Here is a 22,387-nt window from a genome sequence, read left to right on the forward strand (position 1 = left end):
CGGTGGAAGCGGTGGCCGAAGCCGGGGAGGTAGCGGGTGCGCTGCCGCCACGCGGCGACCGTGGTGGCGGCGGCTGACAGGACGTCGTCGCCCCTCGCGGTCAGGGCGCAGACGTCGTTGAGCAGTTCCACGCATTCCTGGCCGGCGCCGCCGTGGCTGTCGCCGAGTACGTTGACGGCGCTGGCGACGGCGTTGTTGAGCTCCACGCCGCAGGTCGCGGCCATCCGGGCGATGGCGATGGAGGGGGCCTGCGGGCCGTGGTCGACGCCTGCGACCATCGCGGCCTCGAGCAGGTGGGCCTGACGCGCCGTGGGCAATTGCCCGCGCAGCATCAGCCAGATCATGGAGGCGAGGCCGGTGGTGCCGATGAGGTCTTGGACCGGGTGTCCGCGCAGTTCCACGACGTTGGGTTCGATCCTGGAGACGGAGGTCGCCCACCAGTCCGAGACCCGTTCGCGTTCCCGCGCGGTGGCGGTGGCGGTGGCGGTCGCGGTGGCCGCGGCCGTGGCGACCCCCGCGTCGAGGTCGCTCATGCCGCCGCCCGCCACCGGGCCGCGATCGAGGGCAGTTGCGCGTTGTGCTCGCCGAGCAGTGGCGGGGACGCGAGCGGAACCAGCGGCTCGCCGTTCATGTGGATGCCGTTGCCCACGGCCGTCAGCATGCGCGCGGAGCCGTCGGGATAGGGCAGCTTCGTGAGGAATCCGCGGTGGGCGAGCTGATCGAGGGAGAGGGCTTCGGGTACTGAGACGATGCGGGCGGTGGGTACGCCCACGTCGTTCAGGGCGCGCTCCCAGTGCGCGACCCCTTGTTTGGCCAGTTCGCCGTTGATCTCGGCGTTGAGCAGCTCGCGGTTGGCCTTGCGGGCCTCGCGCTCGGCGAACCGCTGATCCGCGGCGAGGTCCGGGCGGTCGATGACGTGGCACAGGGCCTCGAACTGGCGCTGCTGGTTGGCGGCGATGTTGAGCGGGCCGTCGCTCGCGGTGAAGCTGCCCGAGGGCGCGGCGGTGGCGTTCTGGTCGCCCATGGGCACCGGTTCTACGCCGCAGACGAGGTAGTTCGAGACCGGCCAGCCCATCGCGGAGAGGGAGGTCTCGAGCATGGAGACGTCGATGAACCGGCCCGACCCGCTGCGGGCCCGATCGGCCAGGGCGGCGCAGATCGCCATCGCCCCGGCCATCCCGCCGAGGGTGTCGCAGACCGGGAATCCGACCCGCAGCGGTGCGGTCTCGGCGGTGCCGGTGATGCTCATCATGCCGGACAGGCCCTGGATCACCTGGTCGTAGGCCGGGGCCTCGCTCATCGGGCCGGTGCTGCCGAACCCTGATATCGCGCAGTAGACCAGGCGCGGGTTGAGCGCGCGCAGCTGCTCCCAGCCGTAGCCGAGGCGCTCCATCACCCCGGCCCGGAAGTTCTCCACCAGCACGTCGGCCCCGCGCAGCAGGTCCTCGAACGCGGCGCGCCCGTCAGGGCCCTTCAAATCCAGCTCGATCGAGAGCTTCCCGGCGTTCTGGGCGAGGAAGGAGGCGCCGATCCCCTGGCCGTTGAGCGCCGGGTCGGCGCCGAGCCGGCGGGCCAGGTCGCCCTGGCCGGGGAGCTCGATCTTAACGACTTGGGCACCAAGGAGCGCCAACTGGTAGCTACAGTACGGACCAGATAGTACATTGGTCAGGTCGAGCACGCCGATGCCGTGGAGCGGGCGAGGCTGCATTCGACTTCTCCTTCACGTTCAGCGTTGAACAAGGGGGTGGTCAAAACCGCGCTCGGACATGTGCCGGGCCGCCTTGGTCAGCTCGCCGGCGAAGCGTCGCACCGCGTCGTCGCCGAATCTGACGGTCGGTCCGCTGACCGTGAGCGCCGCCACGACGCTGCCCGTCCTGCCGTGCACCGGGACGGCGACGGCGGACAGGCCCTCCATGCGTTCGCCGTGGCTGACGGCGAAGCCGTCGTGGTCGGCCGCGTCGATCCACTCGCGCAGGCGGCGCGCGTGGCCCTCGCCGTAGGGGGAACTGCGCGCGACCCGTTCGAGCTGTGACTCGGACGCGTCGGCGAGCAGCACCTTCGCCGAGGCTCCGGCCCACAGCGGCAGTTCGTCACCGACGTGGACGACGTGCCGCAGCGGCTGCGGGCTCTCGTGCTGGGCGACCACCACACGGTGCACTCCGCGCACCATGTAGAGATTCACCGTCTCCTTGAGTTCGGATGCCAGATCTCGAATGATCTTGCGCGTCTCGGGGGGCAGCTCCCAGCTGTGCTTGGCCAGGTGCGCCCAACGCCACAGGCCGGGCCCGGCGAGGTAGCCGTTGCCCGAGGCCCACAGCAGGCCGTTCTGTTCGAGAGTCTGGACGATCCGCAGCACGGTCGTCTTGGCCAGTCCGGTGGACTCGACGATCTCCCGCAGTGTGATCGAGGGCTGATCCTCGGTCAGCAGCCCCAGGATGTCGAGGGCGCGCTGCACGCTGCGCACTCCCTGCGCGTCTTCGCGCTGCCCACCCTGCGCCTCTTCCCTGTCCAAGATCTCTCCTCGTGTCTCGGATGAGTGCCGCACGGCTTTTTCGAGACGGATCCTTGTCCCGCCGCGCTCCGAACAGTACTGTACTCGCTGTCTCTAAAACGGTCTAACTGGTCCGTCTAGTGGAATTTCTTGGGAGCAGCGATGCCCATTCCCGAACCAGCGCTCGATCCCGTCATCCCGGCGCCCACATTGGTTGCCGGGCGATGGCGGGACGACGGCGAGCACTTCGAACGCACCGGCCCGTACACCCGCAGGACCGTCACGCGGGCCCGGCAGACCGCGCCCGGCGAGGTCGACGAGGCGCTGCACTACGCCCGCGCCGGCGCCCGGGCCATCGGCAGGCTCGCTCCAGCGGCGCGTGCGGGCGTCCTGGAGCGGGCCGCTCAGTTCGCCGCCGAGCGTCGCGACGAGCTCGCCCGGCTGCTCGCGCTCGAACTCGGCAAGCCGGTCAAGGACGGGGGCGGAGAGATCGACCGGGTCTGCGACACCTTCGCCGTGTGCGCGGCCGAGGCGCGCCGGCTCGGCGGCGAGGTGCTGCCGGTGGCCGGGTGGGAGCGCGGGGTGGGCAACACGGCCCTGACCTACCGCGCGCCGGCCGGCGTGGCGCTGGCGATCACGCCGTTCAACGCCCCGGCGAACCTGCTGGCGCACAAGCTCGGCGCGTCCTTCGCGGCCGGGAACACCACCGTGGTCAAGTCCCCGCCGCAGGCCCCTGGCGCGACGACGGCGATCGTCAGGGTCCTGCTCGACGCCGGGATGCCGGTCGAGGCCGTGCAGCTGCTGCACGGCGGGGCCGAGACCGGGGCGGCGCTCGCGGGCGACCCACGCGTGGACGTGATCTCCTTCACCGGATCGAGCGCGGCCGGTGCGGCGGTGGCCAGAGCCGCGGGCCCGCGCCGGACGGTGCTGGAGCTCGGCGGCAACGCGGCGACGATCGTGTGCGAGGACGCCGACGTCGAGCAGGCCGCGGCGGTGTGCGCGCGGACCGGCTACAGCAACTCCGGCCAGAGCTGCATCTCCGTGCAGCGCGTGTACGTGCAGCGCGATCGGTTCGAGGAGTTCCTCAGCGCCCTGCACAAGCAGGTGGACCAGCTCAAGGTCGGCGACCCGCTCGACCCGGCCACCGACGTCGGCGCGATGGTCGACGAGCAGGCCGCCGAGCGGGTGGTGGCCTGGAGCGCCGAGGCCTGCGCGGCCGGGGCGCGGATCCTGACCGGAGGCACGCGCGACGGGGCCACCGCCGCGCCCACGATCGTGGCCGATCCGAGCCCGGACGCGAGGGTCGTGACCGAGGAGGTCTTCGGCGCGCTGGTCGCGGTGCTGCCCTTCGACCGGTTCGAGGACGCGGTGGAGGCGTGCAACACCAGCCGGTTCGGCCTGCAGGCCGGGATCTTCACCAACGACCTGGCCCGGGTGTTCACCGCGTGGCGCGAACTGGAGGTCGGCGGCCTGATCGTGAACGGCTCCTCCAACTTCCGGCTCGACCACGTGCCGTTCGGCGGGGTGAAGGACTCCGGGATCGGGCGCGAGAGCCCGCGCTCGATGATCGAGGACTACACCGTCGTCAAGACCATGATCATCAGGAATCTGTCCATCTGGGGAAGCGAGCGATGACCCGCAGCGAGACCGCCACCACCACAGAACTCCTCGACGCCGCCGAGGCGCTCACCCGCCAGCTCGAGTCCTACGGCGTGGACACCGTCTTCGGCACCTGCGGGCACACCAACATCGCGCTGCTCGACGCCCTCTCCCGCAGCACCATCCGGTTCGTCATCGCCCGGCACGAGCAGGCCGCCGCGCACGCCGCCGACGGCTACGCCCGGATGACCGGCAAGCCCGGCGTCGTGCTCGTGCACGTCGGGCCCGGCCTGATGAACGCGGTCACCGGCGTCGCCTCGGCCGGGTACGACTCGATCCCGCTGGTCGTGATCGCCGGGGACGTCCCCTCCTACTACCACGGCCGTCACCCGCACCAGGAGGTGAACCTGCACCACGACGCGGATCAGGCCTCGATCTACCGGCCGTTCTGCAAGCGGGTGTGGGAGGCGCACCGGGCCGAGGACCTGCCGCGCTTCCTGGAGCGCGCGTTCTGGACCGCGACGAGCGGACGGCCGGGCGCGGTGCTGCTCAACATCCCGATGGACCTGTTCAACCGGAAGATCCCCGCGGACTCGGCGGCCCGGTATCCGCTGGTGCGCGAGAGCTCGACCCCGGTCCTGCCCGCCGACGCGGCCCGGCGGATCGCCGAGATGCTCGTCGCGGCCGAGCGGCCGCTGGTGTACTTCGGCGGCGGCCTGCGCACCGACGCCGGGCGCGCGGCGCTGACGGAGCTGGCCGAGCACCTCGACATCCCGATCGCGCACTCGCTGATGGGCAAGGGCGTCGTGCCCGACCGCCACCCGCTGCAGCTGGGCATCACCGGGTTCTGGGGCAGCGAACTGGCCAACCGCTCCACCCGTGACGCAGACCTCGTACTCGCGATCGGCACCCGCTTCGCCGAGACCGACTCGAGCTCCTGGGATCCGCGCTACACCTGGGCGTTCCCGCCGGCCAAGCTCGTCCAGATCGACCTGGACCCGGAGGAGATCGGGCGCAACTACCCGGTCGAGTACGGCGCCGTCGCGGACGCGGCCTCGGCGGTGACCGCGATCAACCGCGCGGTACGCGGCCTGCACCCGGACCCGGTCCGGCGTGAAGGCCTGCGCGAATCCATCGCCGCCTCGCGCGACGAGGTCTTCGACCGGGCCCGGGAGCGCGGACGCAGCGACGCGTTCCCGCTCGAGCCCGAGCGCATCCTCGCCGACCTGCGCGAGACCCTGCCCGCCGACGCGATCCTGGTGACCGACGTCGGCTGGAACAAGAACGGCGTCGCCCAGTGCTACGAACTGCCCGTCGCAGGCCGCTTCATCACCCCCGGCGGCTCCTCGACCATGGGCTTCGGCCCGGCCGCCGCGGTCGGAGTGCAGCTGGCGGTGCCGGATCGGGCCGTGGTGGCCCTGATCGGCGACGGCGGCATGAGCGCGCAGCTGCCCGCGATCCCCATGGCCGTCGAGCAGGGCGCACCGGTCCTGTTCGTCGTGATGAACAACAGCGCCCACGGCACCATCGCCGACCTGCAGCAGTCGAACTTCGCCTCCGGATTCGGCTGCGAGTTCCGCACTCCCGACGGTGCCGCGTACAGCCCCGACTTCGCCGCGCTCGGCCAGGCGTGCGGCGCGGACGGCTACCGCGTCCAGAGCCCCGAAGACCTCGCCAAGGCCCTCGCGACCGCGCTGGAGCGGCGCCGCCCGGCGGTACTGGACGTGCCGATGGTCAACGCCCCGGTACCGACGCCCGGCCACTGGAACATCAAGGACGTCTACCAGGGCGAATTCGCCTGAACCCCCGATACACCAGCAGTTCCATCCGTTCCCTTCACAATGAGGTGACACAATGATCGTTCGTCCCGCGCGGTGCATAGCCCTCGCCGGCAGCGCCGTGCTCGTGCTCGGCGTGCTGGCCGGCTGCTCGAAGCCCGGCTCGAGCAACACCGCGTCCACCGGATCCAGCACCGGCCCCATCAAGATCGCGGTCGTCGACGCGCAAAGCGGCCAGGACAGCTCCTTGGGCCAGTGGGAGTACGACGGCGCCAAGCTGGCCGTGTCGCAGTGGAACGCCAAGGGCGGGATCGACGGCCGCCAGATCCAGCTGACCGTGTTCGACGACAAGGCCGATCCCACCACCGGCACCGACATCGCCAGCAAGCTCGCCTCTGAGGGCTTCGTGGCGATGATCGGCACCGCGGAGAGCGGCGTGACGGCGGCGATGGAGCCGACGCTGGAGGCGGCGAAGATCCCGAACATCACCTCCGGCCAGTCGCCCGCGCTCACCAAGAGCGGCGACCCGTACGTCTTCCTCAATGGCCCCACCTCCGTCACCTACGACTCCACGCTGGCGGCGTACCTGACCGGGACGCTGCACGACACGAAGATCGCCATGATCACGAACAACGGCGCGTACGGCGCGGGGGAGCAGAGCTCCTTCCTCGCCCAGCTCACCGCCGACGGCCTCAAGCCCACCAGCAACCAGGTCGTGACCACGACCCAGACCGACTTCAGCTCCGCCCTGACCGCGATCAAGCAGTCGAACCCGCAGGTGGTCTTCATCGGCTCCGAGGAGGTGGAGGCCGGTCTGATCGTCAAGCAGGCCAGGTCGCTCGGCATCACGGTTCCGTTCGCGGGCGGCGCCCCGCAGGGCACCCCGGTGTTCATCGATACCGCGGGCACCGCGAACGTGGAGGGGACGATCGTCAGCTCGCCGTATCTGAGCAATGACACCAGCGCCGCGAGCAAGGCCTTCGCCGCCGCGTATCAGGGCGCGTACGGCTCGGCCGCGGAACTGCACGGGGCCAAGGCGTACGACGGCACCGAGATCCTGCTGACGGCCCTCAAGACGAGCGGCCTGGCCACCGGCCTCAAGCTCGCCGACGCGATCCGCGCCACCCAGTACGACGGCCTGCTCGGCGACTTCCGCTACGACAAGACCGGTGTCGGGATCTTCAAGACCTCCATCGGCATCGTCAAGAACGGCTCGCTCGTCGCGGTCGGCTGACCACGATCCAGCCTGCCCGACTGACGCTCGGCCGCCCGACCGGACCTCCCGTCCGGCCGGGCGGGCCGTGGATTCGGAAGGAACCGATGCAAGTCTTCCTGCAAACCATCGTCGGCGGCCTGAACCTCGGGGCCGTCTACGCGCTCGTGGCGCTCGGCTTCGCCCTGGTCTACCGGACCATGGGCCTGGTCAACTTCGCCCACGCCGACGTCCTGATGATCGGCGCCTACATCGCCGCGACCTTCACCGTGTCCCAGCACCTGCCCTTCGCCGTCGCGGTCCTCGCCTCCATCGTCATCACGGGCGTGATCGGCCTGTTCATCGAGCGGTTCCTACGGCCGCTGGAGGGGCGCGACTTCGACCTGATGCTGATCGGCACCATCGGCTTCGGCATCGTGCTCGAATCCGTGGCCACCCTCATCTGGGGGGCCACCGGCGAGGCGGTGCCCTCTCCGGTGCAGACCAGGCCGCTGGTCGTCTTCGGCGCCAGCGTCCCCACCTACGATCTCGTCGTCATGGGCGTCGCCGTGGTCGCGATGCTCGCGCTCTCGCTCTTCCTCGAGCGCACCCGCCGCGGCGTGGCGATGCAGGCCGTCGCCATGGACTACGACGCCGCGAAAGCCGTGGGCATCAACGTCGGGCGCAGCAACGCCATCGCGTTCGCCATCGGCGCGGGCCTCGCGGCGCTGGCCGGCGCGCTGGTCGGGCCCGAGCTCTACGTCAGCCCGACCATGGGCGGTTCCATCGGCATCGACGGGTTCGCCGCCGCGATCCTCGGCGGCTTCGGGTCCATCCCGGGCGCCGTCGTCGGGGCCCTGGCGGTCGGCCTGCTCAACTCCTTCAGCGCCGACTACTTCCAGGGCTACGCCGACCTGGCCACCTTCGTCCTGTTCGCCGTCATCGTGATGATCAAGCCGACCGGCCTGTTCGGAGAGAAGACGGTGCTGCGCGCATGAACCCGACGCTCAATCCGCTCCTGCGCCGATACCGCGCCCCGGCCGGCTACCTGCTGCTCGCGGTCCTCGCCTACCTGCTGCCCTACCAGCTGGGCAGCTACGACATGCACGTACTCGACACCGCGTTCGTCTTCGGCATCCTGGCCATCGGCCTGGGCATCGTGATGGGCATCGCCGGGCAGATCAACCTCGCCCAGATCACGCTGATGGGCGTCGGCGCGTACACCACCGCCGTGCTCACCACCCAGGAGAACTACGGGTTCTGGGTCGCCGCGATCCTCGCGGTGCTCGCCTCAGGACTGGTCGGGCTGATCATCGGGGTGCCCGCGCTGCGCGTGCAGTCGCACTACCTCGGCATCGTCACCCTCGGGCTCTCGCTCGCCTTCACCGACTGGGTCACCACCTCGACCCTGGCCGGCAGCGGCTCGGGCATCTCCGGCATCCCCGTCCCGCCGCTCGGCGGCATCGACCTGTCCGACGACTACCTCTACTACTACCTCGAACTCGTGGTGTTCGTCCTCTCCCTCGCCTTCGGCCTGTTCGTCGTGCGCACCAGGCTCGGCCGGCGGATGCGGGCCATGCGCGACGACCCGCTGGCCGCCGGGTCGGGCGGCGCGCGCATCCCCGTGCTGCGGATGACCGCGTTCCTGCTCGCCGGGCTCTACGGCGGGGTGGCCGGAGTGCTCTACGCGGGCCTGATCCGCTTCGTCGCCCCGGAGACCTTCAGCACCGCCGACATGTTCCTGCTGCTCGCCATGGTCGTCATCGGCGGCCGCCAGAGCCTGTGGGGCTGCGTCATCGGCGCGCTCGCGCTCTCGGTGGTCCAGGACGAACTGACCGACCTGTCGACCTACGCGCAACTCGGCTACGGCATCGTCGTCGTCATCACGGCCGTCGTCGCACCGACCGGCCTCGCCGGACTCCCCGGGCGAATTCGACCACTGATCCGAAGGCAGCGGGAACAGCCCGCGCTCGCGCCGTTCCAGCCGTACCCGGCCACAGCCGCGGCGCGGGAGACCGCGACCGGGCGCGAGCTGCTACGCCTGGATGCGGTGACGATGCGGTTCAAGGGCCTCACGGCGCTGCGCGAGGTGTCGCTGAGTGTCGGGGCCGGCGAGATCCGCGGCATCGTGGGTCCCAACGGATCCGGCAAGACCACCCTGTTCAACGTCATCAGCGGGCTCTACCAGGCTTCGCAGGGCACGGTCTCCTTCGCCGACCGGCACGTCCACAACCTGCGTCCCTACCGGCTGAGCGACCTGGGCCTTTCGCGCACCTTCCAGAACCTGCGGCTGTTCCGGGAGCTGACCGTGCGCGAACACGTCATGGTCGGGCTCGACCGCACCCGGCCCGGATGGGCGTGGCGCTACGCGATCTGGCCGGTCGGGGTGTGGCGGGCCGAACGCCGGCTCGGCGCGCAGGCGGACGAGCTGCTGGACCGCTACGGCCTGGCCGGCTTCGCCAAGGCCACCCCGTACGCCCTGCCCTACGGCATCCAGCGCCGGGTCGAACTCGCCCGCGCGATGGCGGGCGAGCCGCGCCTGCTGCTGCTCGACGAACCCGCCGCGGGCCTGAACGCCACCGAGAAGGCGCAGCTGGTCGAGATCGTGCGCTCCATCCGCGACCACGGCACCACCGTGATCATCATCGAGCACGACATGGGCCTGGTCATGTCGCTGTGCGGCAAGGTCACCGTCCTGGCCGCCGGCCAGGTCATCGCCGAGGGCGCACCGGCCGACGTGGCCGCGAACCCCTCCGTCATCGAGGCCTACCTCGGCCGCGCCGCCGCGCCCCGGCAGACCGACGCCGCCGAACCGGCCCCGAGCAAGACCAAGGAGCCCACCGTATGAGTACTGCTGTCGCAGCTCCGCCGCACACCAGGCAATTGCGCGTCGAAGACCTCAGCGTGCGCTACGGCGGGGTCAGGGCGGTCGAGTCCGTCAGCTTCTCGATCGCCCCCGGCGAGGCGCTCGGCATCATCGGGGCCAACGGCGCCGGCAAGACCTCGACCCTGCGCGCCCTGATGGGACTCGTGCCCCGGGCCGCGGGCACCGTCCGCTACGGGGAGCGCAACCTCACCAAGGCCTCCGCGCACACGATGGTGCGCCACGGCATCGGCTACGTACCCGAAGGCAGGCACGTCTTCTCCGGCCTGTCGGTGGAGAAGAACCTGCTGCTCGGCGGGTACAGCCGGGGCTGGCGCAAGGCGAACCAGGAGGCGCTCGACGGCGTCTACGCCCGCTTCCCCGTCCTGGCGGAGATGGCCGGCCGGCCCGCCGGAGCGCTGTCCGGCGGCCAGCAGCAGATGCTCGCCATCGGCAGGGCCCTGATGCCCAAGCCCAGCCTCGTGCTGCTCGACGAACCCTCCATGGGCCTGTCCCCGAAGCTCGTCGAGGAGATCCTCGACATCCTCACCGGCCTGCGCGCGGCCGGGCTCAGCCTGCTGCTGGTCGAACAGAACGCCGAACTCGCCTTCGGTGCGACCGGCCGGTGCCTGGTCATGGAGAACGGCCGCGTGGTCATGGAGGGCGACGTCGCCCGGCTGCGCGCGGACGACCGGGTCCAACGCAGCTACCTGGGCCTGTAGAGACACCCGTGAGAGACAAGGTAGGCACGATGAACGCGCTGCACCAGCCCTCATACCTCACCGGCCTGATCGGCGCGGGCATCGGCCCCTCGCTCAGCCCGCCGCTGCACCACAGCGAGGCCGCCCGGCACAGCCTGCGGCTGCTCTACCGCATCATCGACATCGACGTGCTCGGCGCGGAACCCGAGGAGGCCGGGCGGCTCCTCGCCGCCGCGCGCACGCTCGGATTCGACGGGCTCAACATCACCCATCCGTGCAAGCAGGTCATCATCGAGCACCTCGACGCACTCGACCCCGAAGCCGCCGCCCTCGGCGCGGTCAACACCGTCGTACTGCGCGACGGCCGCGCCGTCGGCTACAACACCGACTCCCTCGGCTTCGCCCGCGGATTCGTCCGCACCCTCCCGGACGTGCCGCGCGACGCGGTCGTCCAGCTCGGCGCGGGCGGCGCCGGGTCCGCGGTCGCCCACGCCCTGCTCGGCGAGATCGTCGGCGCACGGCGGCTGACCATCGTGGACCGGCAGGCCGACCGTGCCCGGGCCCTGGCCGCCGCGCTGCGCCGACGGTTCGGCGAGGAGTGCGCCGTGGCGGCCGCGCCGGAGAACCTCGCCGAACACCTCGAAGGGGCCGACGGGCTGGTGAACGCGACCCCCGTCGGCATGGCCGCCCACCCCGGGCTGCCGCTCCCGGACGCACTCGTGCGCGAGGACCTGTGGGTCGCCGAGGTCGTGTACATGCCGCTGGAGACCGAACTGCTGCGCCTGGCCCGGGAGCGCGGCTGCCGCACCGTCGACGGCGGCGGCATGCTCGTCTACCAGGCCGCGGAGGCGTTCCGCCTGTTCACCGGGCGCGACCCGGACATCGACGCGATGTTCGAGGACTACCACGCACTCGTCGCGCCGGGCGGCGTCGAGCCGGCCGCCGCAGCGCCGGCCGCCGTCGCACCCGATCCGGAGTGAGGGGATCAGCAGCCATGCGCACCTGTATCGCCACCGTCTCGCTCAGCGGCTCGCTCACCGAGAAGCTCGCCGCCTGTGCCGCCGCCGGATTCGACGGGATCGAGATCTTCGAACCCGATCTCGTGGCCAGTCCGCTCTCACCCGAGCAGATCGCCGAACGCGCCCGCGAACTCGGCCTGAGCATCGACCTCTACCAGCCGCTGCGCGAGTTCGAGGCCGTCGACGAGGACGAGTTCACCCGCAACCTGCGCCGGGCGCGGCGCAAGTTCGAGGTCATGCGCCGCCTCGGCACCGACCTGCTGCTGGTGTGCTCCAACGTCTCCCCGCGCACCGTCGACGACGACGCACTGGCCGCGGCCCAACTCGGCCTGCTCGCGGACGCCGCCGCCGAACACGGCATCCGCATCGCCTACGAGGCGCTGGCCTGGGGCACCGCCGTCAACACCTACGCGCACTCCTGGCGCATCGTCGAAGCGGCCGACCGCCCGAACCTCGGCCTGTGCCTCGACAGCTTCCACATCCTCGCCCGCGACGGCGACCCCCGCGGCATCGAGCAGATCCCCGGCGACAAGATCTTCTTCCTTCAGCTCGCCGACGCCCCGCGCACCACCATGGACATCCTGCAGTGGAGCAGACACCTGCGATGCTTCCCGGGGCAGGGCGGCTTCGACGTGGCCGGCGTCACCGGGGCCGCGCTGAAGGCGGGCTATCACGGCCCGCTCTCGCTCGAGGTGTTCAACGACGAGTTCCGCCAGGCCGACTCGGCACGCACCGCCGTCGACGGCCGCCGCTCCCTGATCCGCCTGCAAGAACAGCTCGGCATCCTCGACCTGCCGGCCGCCCCCGCGCCCAGCGGCATCGCCTACGCGCAGATCAGCGCCGCCGACCCGGAGCGGGTGCGCCGACAGTTGACCGCGCTCGGGTTCACCACCGACGGCTGGTCACGCCAGGGCGACCTCGTCGAGACCTGGCAGCAGGGCGACGCCCGCATCCTGATCACCACCGGTTCCGCCGGCCGCGACTCCCACCGCGACTCCCACCACGACGTGGCCAGGCTCACCGCCATCGGCCTGCACACCCCGGACCCCGCCGCGGCCGCCAAGCGCGCCGAACACCTCCTCGCCCCGGTCCTGCCCCGTGACCACCGGCCGCAGGAAGCCGTGATCGCGCCGGACGGCTCCCTGCTCTACCTGGTCCCCGCCCCGCCCGAAGGCGCGTCCGACGGCGGCCCGAACGCGCCCACAACCGTCGTGATCGACCATGTCGCGCTCACCCAGCAGTGGCACGGCTTCGACGAAGCCGCGCTGTTCTACAGCAGCGTGCTAGGCCTCACCCTGCGCGAGAGCGTGGAACTCGCCGACCCGCGCGGCCTGTTTCGCAGCCGCACCGTCACCAACGCCGACGAATCCGTCCGCCTCGCCCTCAACCTCGCCCCGCATCCCGCGCATATCGACCAGCACGCGCAGCACGTCGCCTTCGCGGTCCCGAGCGTCATCGACGCGGTGCGCAGACTGCGTGCCGCCGGCCACGACACCCTCGCCATCCCCGCGAACTACTACGACGACCTCGACGCCCGGTTCGACCTGCCCGCCCAGACGCTGGTGCGGCTGCGCGAACTCGGCATCCTCTACGACCGCGACGAGCACGGCGAGTTCCTGCACTGCTACACCGAGAGCGTCGGACGGGTCTTCTTCGAACTCCTCCAACGTGTCGGCGGCTACCGCGGCTACGGCGCCGCCAACGCCCCCGTACGCATGGCAGCGCAGCACAACCACACGATCACCGCCGGTCGATAGACTGTATCGATCGCTCCCCTTGCAGCAAGGAGCCGCATGGCCACCGACGACGCCCCGTCCGCCCCGGCGAAGGAGCGCACGCGCGACCCCGAGCGAACCCGCTCCGAGATCCTCGAGGTCGCCACCGCCGAATTCGCCAAGCTCGGCTACGCCGGCGCCCGGGTGGACGAGATCGCCGCGCGGACCCGCACCACCAAGCGCATGATCTACTACTACTTCGGCGGCAAGGAACAGCTGTTCATCGCGGTGCTCGAGCAGGCCTACAACCGGATCCGCGCCAACGAGCAGGACCTCGACGTCTCCCACCTCGACCCGGTCAGCGCCGTCCGCCGGCTCGCCGAGATCAGCTTCGACCACCACGAGGCCCACCCCGAGTTCATCCGCCTGGTGAGCATCGAGAACATCCACGACGCCGAACACATCATCAAGTCCGAGACCCTCTCCGACCTGAACTGGCCCGCCATCGAGATCATCCACAAGGTCCTCGCCGCCGGCCGCGAACAGGGCGTGTTCAAGGCCGACGCCGACGCCGTGGACGTCCATGCGATCATCAGTTCGTTCTGCTTCTTCCGCGTCTCGAACCGCGCCACCTTCGGCACCCTCTTCCACCGCGACCTGACCGACCCGGCCCTGCGCGAGCACTACCGCCGCATGCTCGGCGACCTGGTCGTGCGCTATCTCGCCGCGGACCCGGCCGACTGAGGCGGCGTCGAAGAACGGGCCCCTCGACGCCGCCGTGGCAGAGCTTTCCGACTCAGCCCTTCGAGGCCTTCCGGTTCTTCCACACCTCGCGCGTCACGATCGCGAAGAACTCGGCATAGCTGCGCTGCACGTGGACGCCGAATTCGCGGACGTCCTCGTGCCGATCCCGCAGCCGGCTGAGCGGGACGTTCATCGCGGCGTGGTGCTCGATGTGCAGGTTGTTCCCGTTGGTGAACCAGGTCGTCAGCCGGCTGCCGGTGATCGTCCGGGTGTTGCGCAGCACGTCGACGCTGGTGGAGTCGCACAGGATGTGCTCGGGCAGCTCCACCAGGAAGTGCATCGGCATCGACAGGACGAAGGGGATCAGCCACAGCCGCAGCACCAGCGGGGCTCCGCCCGCGCCGCAGGCCGCGGCCAGCAGGAGGATGAAGACCCCGAACCAGCGGTACTCGCTCACGATCGCCCTGCGCGCCTTCGGGGCGATCTGGCCCATGTCGTACTGCCAGCGGCCGGTCGCGCACCTGGCGATGTCGCGGCCCACGTTGGCGATCCGGCGGACGTCGAACAGGCCCTTGGCCAGGGCGCCGAGGGTGAGCGGTTTGCGGGTGTCGAAGCCGAAGAACTCCGTGTCCTGAGGTGTGCCGAGGAAGCGGTGGTGTTGGAGATGCCGCACCCGGTAGTGGCTGTAGGACACCAGCATCGGCGTGCCCAGCGGCACGCCGACGAGCCGGTGCGGGCGCGGGTTGCGGAACGCCGAGTGGTGCAGGCACTGGTGCTGCAACTCCACCGCGTGGGTGTACGCCGCCGCCAGGAGCACCATGCCGCACGCGGCGAGCGCGTACTGCGCCTGGATCGCCATCGCTCCTCCGCCGACCAGCATGGCGGCGAGCAGGAACAGCTTTGCGCCGAACAAGGCCTCGTCCTTGCCGCGCACGGCCGCCCGCTGGAACAGCAGCCGCGGGGCACTCGGTATCTGATCGGTCGCTAACGTAGTACTGATCGAAACCACCCGTTTTATGACAGATTGTGGACCGGATGAAGGCATGCCGGACGGACGCTCCCGGCTGAGCTCGGGAGCGCCTGTCCGCGTCGTCGTGCTAGATCAGTTGTGCTAGATCAGTTGTCTTAGATCAGTTGTCTTGGCTCAGTAGTGTGGGATCACTTGCCGAGGCGCTCGCGCCATGCCGCGACCTCCTCGGCCACCCGCTTGGGCGAGGTGCCGCCGAGACTGCGGCGCGAGGTCACCGAGTCCTCCACGCCCAGGACGGTGAACACGTCCGCGGTGATGCGGGCGTCGATCTCGCGCATCTGCTCCAGCGAAAGCTCCGCCAGGTCGCGGTCCCGTTCGTCCGCCAGCCGGACGAGCCGGCCGGTGATGTGGTGCGCCTCCCGGAACGGCATGCCGAGCTCGCGGGTGAGCCAGTCGGCCAGGTCGGTCGCCGTCGCGTGGCCGGAGCCGGCCGCCGCGCGCAGCGCGGCGGTCCGCACCCGCAGGTCGCCGATCATGCCGATCATGGCCTTGAGACACAGCTCCAGGGTGTCCGCGGCGTCGAAGGTCGTCTCCTTGTCCTCCTGCATGTCCTTGGAGAACGTCAGCGGCAGCGCCTTCATCACCGTCAGCAGGCCGACCAGCGCGCCGTGGACGCGGCCGGTCTTGCCCCGGATCAGCTCGGCGGCGTCCGGGTTGCGCTTCTGCGGCATGATCGAGGAGCCGGTGGTCCAGGCGTCCGAGAGTTCGACGAACCGGTACTGCGGGGACATCCACAGCACGATCTCGTCGGCCAGGCGGGACAGGTGCGTCATGCACAGGGAGGCCGCCGAGAGGTATTCGAGGGCGAAGTCCCGGTCCGAGACCGCGTCCAGCGAGTTGTGCATCGGCCGGGCGAAGCCCAGCAGCTCGGCGGTGCGCTCGCGGTCGATCGGGAACGAGGTGCCGGCCAGTGCCGCCGCGCCGAGGGGAGATTCGTTCATCCGGTCCCGCGAGTCGCGCAGCCGGCCGCGGTCGCGCCCGAACATCTCGACGTACGCCATCAGGTGGTGGCCGAAGGACACCGGCTGCGCGCTCTGCAGGTGGGTGTAGCCCGGCATGATGGATTCCGTGTGCGCTCCGGCCTGCTCGAGCAGCACCCCGATGAGCCGCTCGACCAGCTGCGAGGCGCGGTCGTGCGCGTCGCGCACCCAGAGCCGGAAGCTGGTGGCGACCTGGTCGTTGCGGCTGCGCGCGGTGTGCAGCCGGCCCGCCGCCGGGCCGATGAGCTCGCCGAGGCGGGCCTCGATGTTCATGTGGATGTCTTCGAGTTCGACCGAGTACACGAACTCGCCGGCGGTGATCTCGATCCGGATCGCCTCGAGGCCCTGCTTGATCGACGCGGCGTCCTCGGCGGAGACGATGCCCTGCTCGGAGAGCATCGTGACGTGGGCGACGGAGTTGTCGATGTCCTGCATCGCCATCCGGCGGTCGAAGCCGATGGAGGCGTTGATCTGCGCCATCACCTCGTCCAGGCCCTCGTCGAACCGGCCGCGGATCAGGTCGCCCTTCGCCGCCGCGTCCTTGGTGGTGTCGTCTTGCACGTGGGTGCTTCCTGTCTGGGTGGAGGGGATGGGTGCGTTCGGGGGAGTGTCACCGGCGGACATCGATGCGGACCCCCGAGATGACCTGTCGGCACACCTCGAGCGCCTGTTCGGCGCTCGCCGCGGCGGCCAGCACGTAGCCGACCCGGGTGTGGGAGTCGCGGATGGCCGGGATCTCGTCTCCGGCGGCCAGGGGCAGGTGCAGCTTCAGCACGCCGGGCAGCCCCTGCCAGCGCTGGACCCCGCTGACGCCGAGGACCGTTCCCGGCGGGGGCGTGAAGAACCGGATCGCGGCCGCGCCGGCGGTGGTGGGCGCCGGCTGATACGGCCGGTCCGGCTCCAGCGGCCACTGGGCCGCGAGGTCGAGCAGGTCGTATCCGGTGGCCTGCCGTACGAGCGTGGGGATCGAGTCCCCGCCGACCCGGGTGTGCGTCTCGACGACCTCGGGCCCCGAGGCCGTCAGGCGCAGCTCGGTGTGGCTGACGCCGTCGGTGATCCCCATGGCGCCGAGGAACCCGGCGACGTACTGCGTGATCGCCGTCGCCGCCTCCGGAGCGATCGGCGCGGGGACGACGTGGCCGATCTCCACGAACGGGTTCTCGGGGTCGTCGTCCTGGGTGAGCTTGCCGGTGATCGCGATCACGTGGTGGGCGCCGGCGCGGCTGAACGCCTCCACCGAGAACTCCGGGCCGTCCAGGAACGGCTCCGCGATGTACTCGTCTCCTGCCTCGGCCGGCGCGAGCACGTCCTCGGGCCGGCGGAAGCAGGACACGTGCTCGCTGCCCTGGCCGTGGCGCGGCTTGACGATCACCGGGTAGCCGTGCTCGTTCGCGAACGCCCGGATGTCGGCGGCGTCGCGCACGAGCGCGCAGGGAGTCTTCGAAAACCCCTGATCCCGCAGCCATTGCCGCATGGCGAACTTGTCCCGGGTACGGCCGACCGTCTCCGGTGACAGTCCCGGCACGCCCAGCTCCTGCGCGATCTTCGCCGCGGGCAGCAGGCCGAGCTCCGTGAGCGAGAGCACCGCGCTGAACGGGGTCTCGCGATGGATCGCCGCCAGCATCGGGATCAGCGCCGGGTCGTCATAGCTCGTCAGCACGCTGCGTTCGGCGAGGGCGACCAGGTCCGCGTCATAGTGGCCGGGCGGCTCCACGAGCGTGACGGCCGCGCCGAGCAGGCGCACCCGGTCGCAGAGCCCTGGTCCGCCGCCCACCACGATGACCCGCTTGGCGTTCGACACGTGTCTCTCATCCACCTCTACAGAGCCCGCAGATAGTCGTCCAGATCGGACGAGGACGTGCCGCGCACCAGGGCGTAACCGGTCCGGCTGTTGACCGAGAAGAGGTCCGCGCCGGCCACGATTCCGTCCAGGCTGTTCTCGGCCCGCAGCACCTCGACGCTCTCCGGACGCGTCGCGGCGGACCGCTCCTCGTACTCGAAGCGGATCCCGTGCCAGACCTCTTCGTCCCGGTGCGGGCGGTCGGGCGCCTTCCAGTCGAGGCCGAGCCGGCTGTGGAGGAAGGCCTCCTCGAGGGAGAAGCCGTGCTGGAGTTCGACCAGTTCCGGCACGTGGTCTCCGGGCGGACGGGCTCCGGCCTCGATGACGCTCAGCCGCTCGTCGGTCATCTTGAACTCGACGTGCATCACTCCGCGGACCAGGCCCCAGCCGGCCGCGATGTTCTCGCACGCCGCCAGCAGGTCGCCGCGGTGGCGCTCCGGGATCTCCTCGCCCGTGAGGTGGGCGACCTCGTAGCAGGTGGGCAGCGGGGAGACGAACTTCCGGGTGAAGGAGTACGCGACGACGCTTCCGTCCTGAACCACGCACTCGATGCTGAACTCGGGCCCTTCCGCGTACTCCTCCACGAGCGCGCCGGTCGCGAACACGTAGTTGGTCAGCCGCGAGAGCTTGAAATCGGCCATCCGCGCGATGGTCTCCTCGACTTCCGCGCGGGACTCGCAACGGCGCACGAACAGGCTCATGGCCATGTCGATCGGCTTGACGATCACCGGGAAGGCCACCGATTCCCAGTCGAATCCCCGGCTCTCCTCCAGCGAGGCGAACCTGGCGATGGTCCGGGGCTGCGGGACGCCGTGCCGCTCGAACGCCTCGCGCATCAGCGGCTTGTTCCGCGAGGCGCGGATCTTCTCGACGTCGTTGTGGTGCAGACCCAGCTCCCGGGCCAGCACATCGGCCGCGACCACCGCGAACTCGTTGCCCGCGACCACCGCGTCGAAGCGGCGGGAGCCGATCTGGGCGAGCAGTTCCCGGGGGTCGTCGGTGAGAGCCGGCACCCTGATCCACTCGTGCAGCGTCGGGATCGCGTCCCCGATGGTGGCGCTCTCGATCGTCGCGATCGTCAGCAGCCACCCCTCCCGGGCGCAGATCTCGGCGACGCGTTCCAGCGACCAGTCCGAGACCGGATGCAGCAAAAGTATATGCATATCCATCACTTTCGAATTCGTCAGACCAGCGCGTCGTTGCGCTCGAAGTACCGCTCGAAGCCCACCAGTTCCTGGCAGCGCCGCACGACTTCGCGCTTGTAATACCGCTGATACAGCGCGTCGTCGTCGGAGACACAGTACGAGGGCAGCAGTACCGTGCGCGGCAGCTCGCTGTCGTTGCGGCCGCTGCGGTGCGGGGTCAACGCGTGGAAGACGAGGACGTCGCCGGCCTCCAGGGCGGGGAAGACGATGTCCGACTCGTCCAGCCGCGCCGGGTCGCAGTCGCCCTCGGGATTGTCCGGCGGGCCGGGGATCAGCTGCCGGTGCGCGCCGCGGTAGAAGCCGATCCCGCCGGAGCGCTCATCGCAGGGATAGAGGTTGATGACCGCCGTGCACAGCGCGTCCGGCTCCGTCTCGAGCCACGTCCAGTACAGGAAGTCCTGGTGCACGGCGTAGCCGTTCACCCCCGGCTCCTTGCGGATCAGCTTGCACTTGAGCAGCTTGGAGTCGCCGCCGAGGATGGTCGCCAGAGCGGCCAGCAGCCTCGGATGCCGCGCGGCACCGTTGAGGGCCGGCGAGATGTCCAGGACCGGGTCGAGCCGGTCGAAGACGTGGGTGCCGTCGGGTCCGCGCCGGAACTCCGTACGCAGGTTGAGATCGTCGTCGAGCCCTTCGAGCTCCCAGAGGCGCTCGCTCTCCGCGCGCAGGGTCTCGACCTGCGCCTCGTCGTAGACGCCGCGCAGAACGGTGTACCCGTCCTTCCAGTACTGCTCCGTCTGCTCGGTCAAGTCCGTCGCGGTCACCGCTGGTCTCCGTTTCCGTCCGCTGGGGTTTCGTGATCCGGCTCATCCGGCCGGAAGGCGTCCTGGGCCTCGGCCAGCCTCGTGCGCAGCAGCGCGGCGGCCTCGCGTACGCGCTCCGGCGCCGTCCCGCCCTGGCTGGTGCGCGCCGCGGCCGAGGCCTCGACGGTGATGTCAGGCCACTGCGTGAGAGCGAGGCGCTCGTCGACGCCGCGCCGGACGTCCACCGGCAGCTCGCCGAGTGAACAGCCGAGTTCTCCGGCCGCGCGCACCAGCTTCGCGACGAGGTGGTGGGCTTCCCGGAACGGGATCCGCTGCTCCCGGGTCAGCCACTCGGCGAAGTCGCTGGAGGTGATGAAGGCGACGTCGGTGCGGTCCCGCATCGTGGCCGTGTTCGGCCGCATCAGGGTGGCCAGCGAGACCGCGGCGTTCAGGGACAGCCGCAGCGTGTCCGCCGTGTCGAACAGCGGCTCCTTGTCCTCCTGCAGGTCCCGGAAGTAGCTCAGGGGCAGCCCCTTCACCACGGTCTGGAGCGCGTACAGGTTGCCCAGGACCCGACCGGTCTTGCCGCGGACCAGTTCGGCCGCGTCCGGGTTCCGCTTGTGCGGAAGCGCGGCCGAGGAGCTGACCAGTTCGTCGGGCAGCGAGATCAGCCCGACCGGCTGCGAGGACCAGAACACGATCTCGGCGCCGAAGCGGGAGAGGTTGAGGGCGATGGAGGCGCCGGCGCTCAGGAAGTCGAGCGCGAACCCCCGGTCCCCGACGCTCTCGACGGAGTTCGCCGAGGGCAGACGGAAGCCCAGGCCCCGCGCCACCGAGTCGCGGTCGATCGGGAATCCGGTGCCGGCCAGCGCCCCGGCACCCATCGGGCATTCGTCCTGCAGCGCCCGTACGAAGCCGAGTCGCTTGGCGTCGCGCAGGAACGCCTCCGCGTAGGCGAGGCAGATGTGGCCGAAGGTGACCGGTTGCGCGACCTGGAGATGCGAGAACCCGGGCATGACGGTCCCCGCGTGCTCCTCGGCCTGCGCCGCCAGCGCCTGGGCCAGCGCCACGAGCGTCGCGCCCAACTCGGCCGTCTGGTCGCGCAGCCAGAGCCGGAGCGCGGTCACCGCGAGGTCGTTGCGGGCCCGCGCGGTCCCGAGCCAACCCGCGTCGGCCCCGATCCGCTCCTCCAGGTACTGCTCGATCGCCGTGTGCACGTCCTCGGCGTCCGGGTCCAGCACCGGCTTGGCCGACCGGAGCTGCTCTTCGAGTTCTGCCAGGCCGGCGAGCAGGCCGGCCGCCGCGTCCGACGGGATGATCTCCTGCCGCGCCAGCATGGCGACATGCTCCCGGGAGACCACGACGTCGTACGGGGCCAGTCGGTGGTCGTAGTGCGCGCTCGCGCCGATCGCGGCCATGTGCGCGGCCGCCTCGGCCCGCACCCCCTGGGCGCTCACACGGACACCTTGGTGAACGAACGGTCGGCGATCTCGGCCAGTCGGGCGTCGAACTCCTCGGCCGACTGGGCCGACTCGGTCGCCTCGGCCGCGGCTTCGGCCAGGTCCGCCCAGTCGGGGCGCAGGCACCACAGCAGCAGCGCCCGGGCGATGTGCAGCCGGGAGACGGCTTCCGGGTAGATCAGCGACTGCGGCCCGTCGATGACCTCGGGCACGACCTCGTCGCCCCGGTATGCCGGCAGATTGTGCAGGAAGACGGCGTCGGGACGGGCCCGGGCCATCAGCTCCGGCGTGATCCGGTAGGGCGCGAGCACGGCGCGGCGCTCCTGCGCCTCATGGGCCTTGTTCATCGGGATCCACGCGTCGGCGACCACCACGTGGGCACCGTCGAGGGCTTCCAGCGGGTCGGTGGTGGCGGTGAATCCGTCCAGGCGGGCGACGAGTTCGACCGGCAGCGCCATGTCCTCGGGCGTCGCGCAGGTCAAGCGCGCGCCGACCTTGGCGGCGGTCTGCGCCAGGGACAGGGCGATGTTCGTGCCGTCGCCGACGAAGGCGATCTCGATGCCGGCCATCGTGCCGAACTGCCGCTTGATGGTCAGGAAGTCGCACAGCGCCTGCGTGGGGTGGTGCTTGTCGCACATGCCGTTGATGAAGGGGACCGGCGAGAGCTCGCAGATCCGCTCCTGCGCGGCGAAATCGTAGATCCGGCTCAGCAGGGCGTCGTTGAACCGGCCGGCGACGTTCACGAAGTCGGGCAGGTGTTCGGCCTTGGCGGCGTGGCGCCCGACCCGGGCCTCGGCGCCGTTGTAGTGGATCGCCTGGCCGCCCAGGTCGCCGATGGCCCGCTCGAAGGCGCTGCGGGTCCGCAGCGAGGTCTCGTCGAAGATCATGCCGAGGCACTTGCCGCGCAGCAGGTGGGGCAGATGGCCCAAGCGCCGGGCGTGCCCCTCCAGCACGTCGGCCACCGCGACGAGGCCGTGGACGTCGGCCGTGGTCAGGTCATCCATGGTCAACAGATGCTTGAGATTCATGG

19 protein-coding genes are annotated in these 22,387 nt (G+C 70.7%); 9 read left to right on the plus strand and 10 right to left on the minus strand.

What is annotated here, in order from left to right; translation table 11 throughout:
* The 3 genes from KDL01_RS15265 to KDL01_RS15275 form a co-directional block, all read right to left on the minus strand.
* Positions 1–533: citrate/2-methylcitrate synthase (locus KDL01_RS15265; RefSeq protein WP_281415415.1), on the minus strand; the 533-nt coding region annotated here is incomplete at its 3' end.
* Positions 530–1,708 (minus strand): CaiB/BaiF CoA transferase family protein, encoded by a 1,179-nt coding sequence (locus tag KDL01_RS15270; RefSeq protein WP_212529150.1) that lies wholly within the window; start codon positions 1,706–1,708, stop codon positions 530–532. The genes KDL01_RS15270 and KDL01_RS15265, both read right to left, overlap by 4 nt.
* Positions 1,709–1,726: 18 nt before the next feature.
* Complete coding sequence (locus tag KDL01_RS15275; protein ID WP_212529151.1) at positions 1,727–2,512, minus strand: IclR family transcriptional regulator; 786 nt, start codon at positions 2,510–2,512, stop codon at positions 1,727–1,729.
* Between the two features lie 141 nt (positions 2,513–2,653).
* Here KDL01_RS15275 and KDL01_RS15280 point away from each other — a divergent pair, with 141 nt between their 5' ends.
* The 9 genes from KDL01_RS15280 (at position 2,654) to KDL01_RS15320 (ending at position 14,102) form a co-directional block, all read left to right on the plus strand.
* Complete coding sequence (locus KDL01_RS15280) at positions 2,654–4,126, plus strand: aldehyde dehydrogenase family protein (RefSeq protein WP_212529152.1); 1,473 nt, start codon at positions 2,654–2,656, stop codon at positions 4,124–4,126.
* The gene (locus KDL01_RS15285; RefSeq protein ID WP_212529153.1) at positions 4,123–5,892 is read left to right on the plus strand and encodes a thiamine pyrophosphate-binding protein; all 1,770 of its coding nucleotides are present in this window, start codon (positions 4,123–4,125) and stop codon (positions 5,890–5,892) included. Before KDL01_RS15280 ends, KDL01_RS15285 begins: the two co-directional genes overlap by 4 nt.
* A 52-nt stretch (positions 5,893–5,944) precedes the next feature.
* A complete protein-coding gene (locus KDL01_RS15290) occupies positions 5,945–7,102 on the plus strand; it encodes an ABC transporter substrate-binding protein (RefSeq protein WP_212529154.1) in 1,158 nt (385 codons plus the stop codon).
* 86 nt (positions 7,103–7,188) lie between these two features.
* On the plus strand, positions 7,189–8,058 hold the full coding sequence (locus KDL01_RS15295; RefSeq protein WP_212529155.1) for a branched-chain amino acid ABC transporter permease: 870 nt from the start codon (positions 7,189–7,191) through the stop codon (positions 8,056–8,058).
* The gene (locus tag KDL01_RS15300) at positions 8,055–9,908 is read left to right on the plus strand and encodes a branched-chain amino acid ABC transporter ATP-binding protein/permease (protein WP_212529156.1); all 1,854 of its coding nucleotides are present in this window, start codon (positions 8,055–8,057) and stop codon (positions 9,906–9,908) included. The genes KDL01_RS15295 and KDL01_RS15300 overlap by 4 nt, the downstream gene beginning before the upstream one ends.
* Complete coding sequence (locus tag KDL01_RS15305) at positions 9,905–10,645, plus strand: ABC transporter ATP-binding protein (RefSeq protein ID WP_212529157.1); 741 nt, start codon at positions 9,905–9,907, stop codon at positions 10,643–10,645. The genes KDL01_RS15300 and KDL01_RS15305 overlap by 4 nt, the downstream gene beginning before the upstream one ends.
* 38 nt (positions 10,646–10,683) lie before the next feature.
* Complete coding sequence (locus KDL01_RS15310; protein WP_368861575.1) at positions 10,684–11,604, plus strand: shikimate dehydrogenase; 921 nt, start codon at positions 10,684–10,686, stop codon at positions 11,602–11,604.
* Positions 11,605–11,618: 14 nt separating this feature from the next.
* Positions 11,619–13,400, plus strand: coding sequence for a bifunctional sugar phosphate isomerase/epimerase/4-hydroxyphenylpyruvate dioxygenase family protein (locus tag KDL01_RS15315; RefSeq protein WP_212529159.1), 1,782 nt, complete (start codon positions 11,619–11,621; stop codon positions 13,398–13,400).
* Between the two features lie 36 nt (positions 13,401–13,436).
* Positions 13,437–14,102, plus strand: a complete 666-nt coding sequence (locus tag KDL01_RS15320) for a TetR/AcrR family transcriptional regulator (RefSeq protein ID WP_212529160.1) — start codon at positions 13,437–13,439, stop codon at positions 14,100–14,102.
* Between the two features lie 52 nt (positions 14,103–14,154).
* Here the strand turns inward: KDL01_RS15320 and KDL01_RS15325 are convergent, their stop codons facing one another.
* The 7 genes from KDL01_RS15325 to KDL01_RS15355 all read right to left on the minus strand — a co-directional run bounded on the left by KDL01_RS15325 (position 14,155) and on the right by KDL01_RS15355 (position 22,385).
* Positions 14,155–15,015: a fatty acid desaturase family protein gene (locus KDL01_RS15325; RefSeq protein WP_212529161.1), complete on the minus strand. Its 861-nt coding sequence runs from the start codon at positions 15,013–15,015 to the stop codon at positions 14,155–14,157.
* 245 nt (positions 15,016–15,260) lie between these two features.
* Positions 15,261–16,673, minus strand: coding sequence for an argininosuccinate lyase (gene argH, locus KDL01_RS15330; protein WP_212529162.1), 1,413 nt, complete (start codon positions 16,671–16,673; stop codon positions 15,261–15,263).
* 49 nt (positions 16,674–16,722) lie between these two features.
* Positions 16,723–17,913 carry an ATP-grasp domain-containing protein gene (locus KDL01_RS15335; RefSeq protein ID WP_212529163.1) on the minus strand — a complete coding sequence of 397 codons (1,191 nt, stop codon included), beginning with the start codon at positions 17,911–17,913 and terminating at the stop codon, positions 16,723–16,725.
* A 17-nt stretch (positions 17,914–17,930) separates the two neighbouring features.
* On the minus strand, positions 17,931–19,115 hold the full coding sequence (locus KDL01_RS15340) for an ATP-grasp domain-containing protein (protein WP_212529164.1): 1,185 nt from the start codon (positions 19,113–19,115) through the stop codon (positions 17,931–17,933).
* A gap of 20 nt (positions 19,116–19,135) precedes the next feature.
* Positions 19,136–19,918: a phytanoyl-CoA dioxygenase family protein gene (locus KDL01_RS15345; protein WP_212529165.1), complete on the minus strand. Its 783-nt coding sequence runs from the start codon at positions 19,916–19,918 to the stop codon at positions 19,136–19,138.
* Positions 19,915–21,354 (minus strand): argininosuccinate lyase, encoded by a 1,440-nt coding sequence (gene argH / locus KDL01_RS15350; RefSeq protein WP_212529166.1) that lies wholly within the window; start codon positions 21,352–21,354, stop codon positions 19,915–19,917. The genes KDL01_RS15345 and argH (KDL01_RS15350) overlap by 4 nt, the downstream gene beginning before the upstream one ends.
* Positions 21,351–22,385, minus strand: coding sequence for an ornithine carbamoyltransferase (locus KDL01_RS15355; RefSeq protein WP_212529167.1), 1,035 nt, complete (start codon positions 22,383–22,385; stop codon positions 21,351–21,353). Before KDL01_RS15355 ends, argH (KDL01_RS15350) begins: the two co-directional genes overlap by 4 nt.
* Positions 22,386–22,387 lie beyond the last annotated feature (2 nt).

This window comes from Actinospica durhamensis, from assembly GCF_018139695.1.
Taxonomy (GTDB): Bacteria; Actinomycetota; Actinomycetes; order Streptomycetales; family Catenulisporaceae; genus Actinospica; species Actinospica durhamensis.

Coding starts and splice junctions, on each gene's coding strand:
- KDL01_RS15270 (WP_212529150.1), bottom strand. CDS start 1,708: ATGCAGCCTCGCCCGCTCCACGGCATCGGCGTGCTCGACCTGACCAAT.
- KDL01_RS15280 (WP_212529152.1), top strand. CDS start 2,654: ATGCCCATTCCCGAACCAGCGCTCGATCCCGTCATCCCGGCGCCCACA.
- KDL01_RS15285 (WP_212529153.1), top strand. CDS start 4,123: ATGACCCGCAGCGAGACCGCCACCACCACAGAACTCCTCGACGCCGCC.
- KDL01_RS15290 (WP_212529154.1), top strand. CDS start 5,945: ATGATCGTTCGTCCCGCGCGGTGCATAGCCCTCGCCGGCAGCGCCGTG.
- KDL01_RS15295 (WP_212529155.1), top strand. CDS start 7,189: ATGCAAGTCTTCCTGCAAACCATCGTCGGCGGCCTGAACCTCGGGGCC.
- KDL01_RS15300 (WP_212529156.1), top strand. CDS start 8,055: ATGAACCCGACGCTCAATCCGCTCCTGCGCCGATACCGCGCCCCGGCC.
- KDL01_RS15305 (WP_212529157.1), top strand. CDS start 9,905: ATGAGTACTGCTGTCGCAGCTCCGCCGCACACCAGGCAATTGCGCGTC.
- KDL01_RS15315 (WP_212529159.1), top strand. CDS start 11,619: ATGCGCACCTGTATCGCCACCGTCTCGCTCAGCGGCTCGCTCACCGAG.
- KDL01_RS15320 (WP_212529160.1), top strand. CDS start 13,437: ATGGCCACCGACGACGCCCCGTCCGCCCCGGCGAAGGAGCGCACGCGC.
- KDL01_RS15340 (WP_212529164.1), bottom strand. CDS start 19,115: ATGCATATACTTTTGCTGCATCCGGTCTCGGACTGGTCGCTGGAACGC.
- KDL01_RS15355 (WP_212529167.1), bottom strand. CDS start 22,385: ATGAATCTCAAGCATCTGTTGACCATGGATGACCTGACCACGGCCGAC.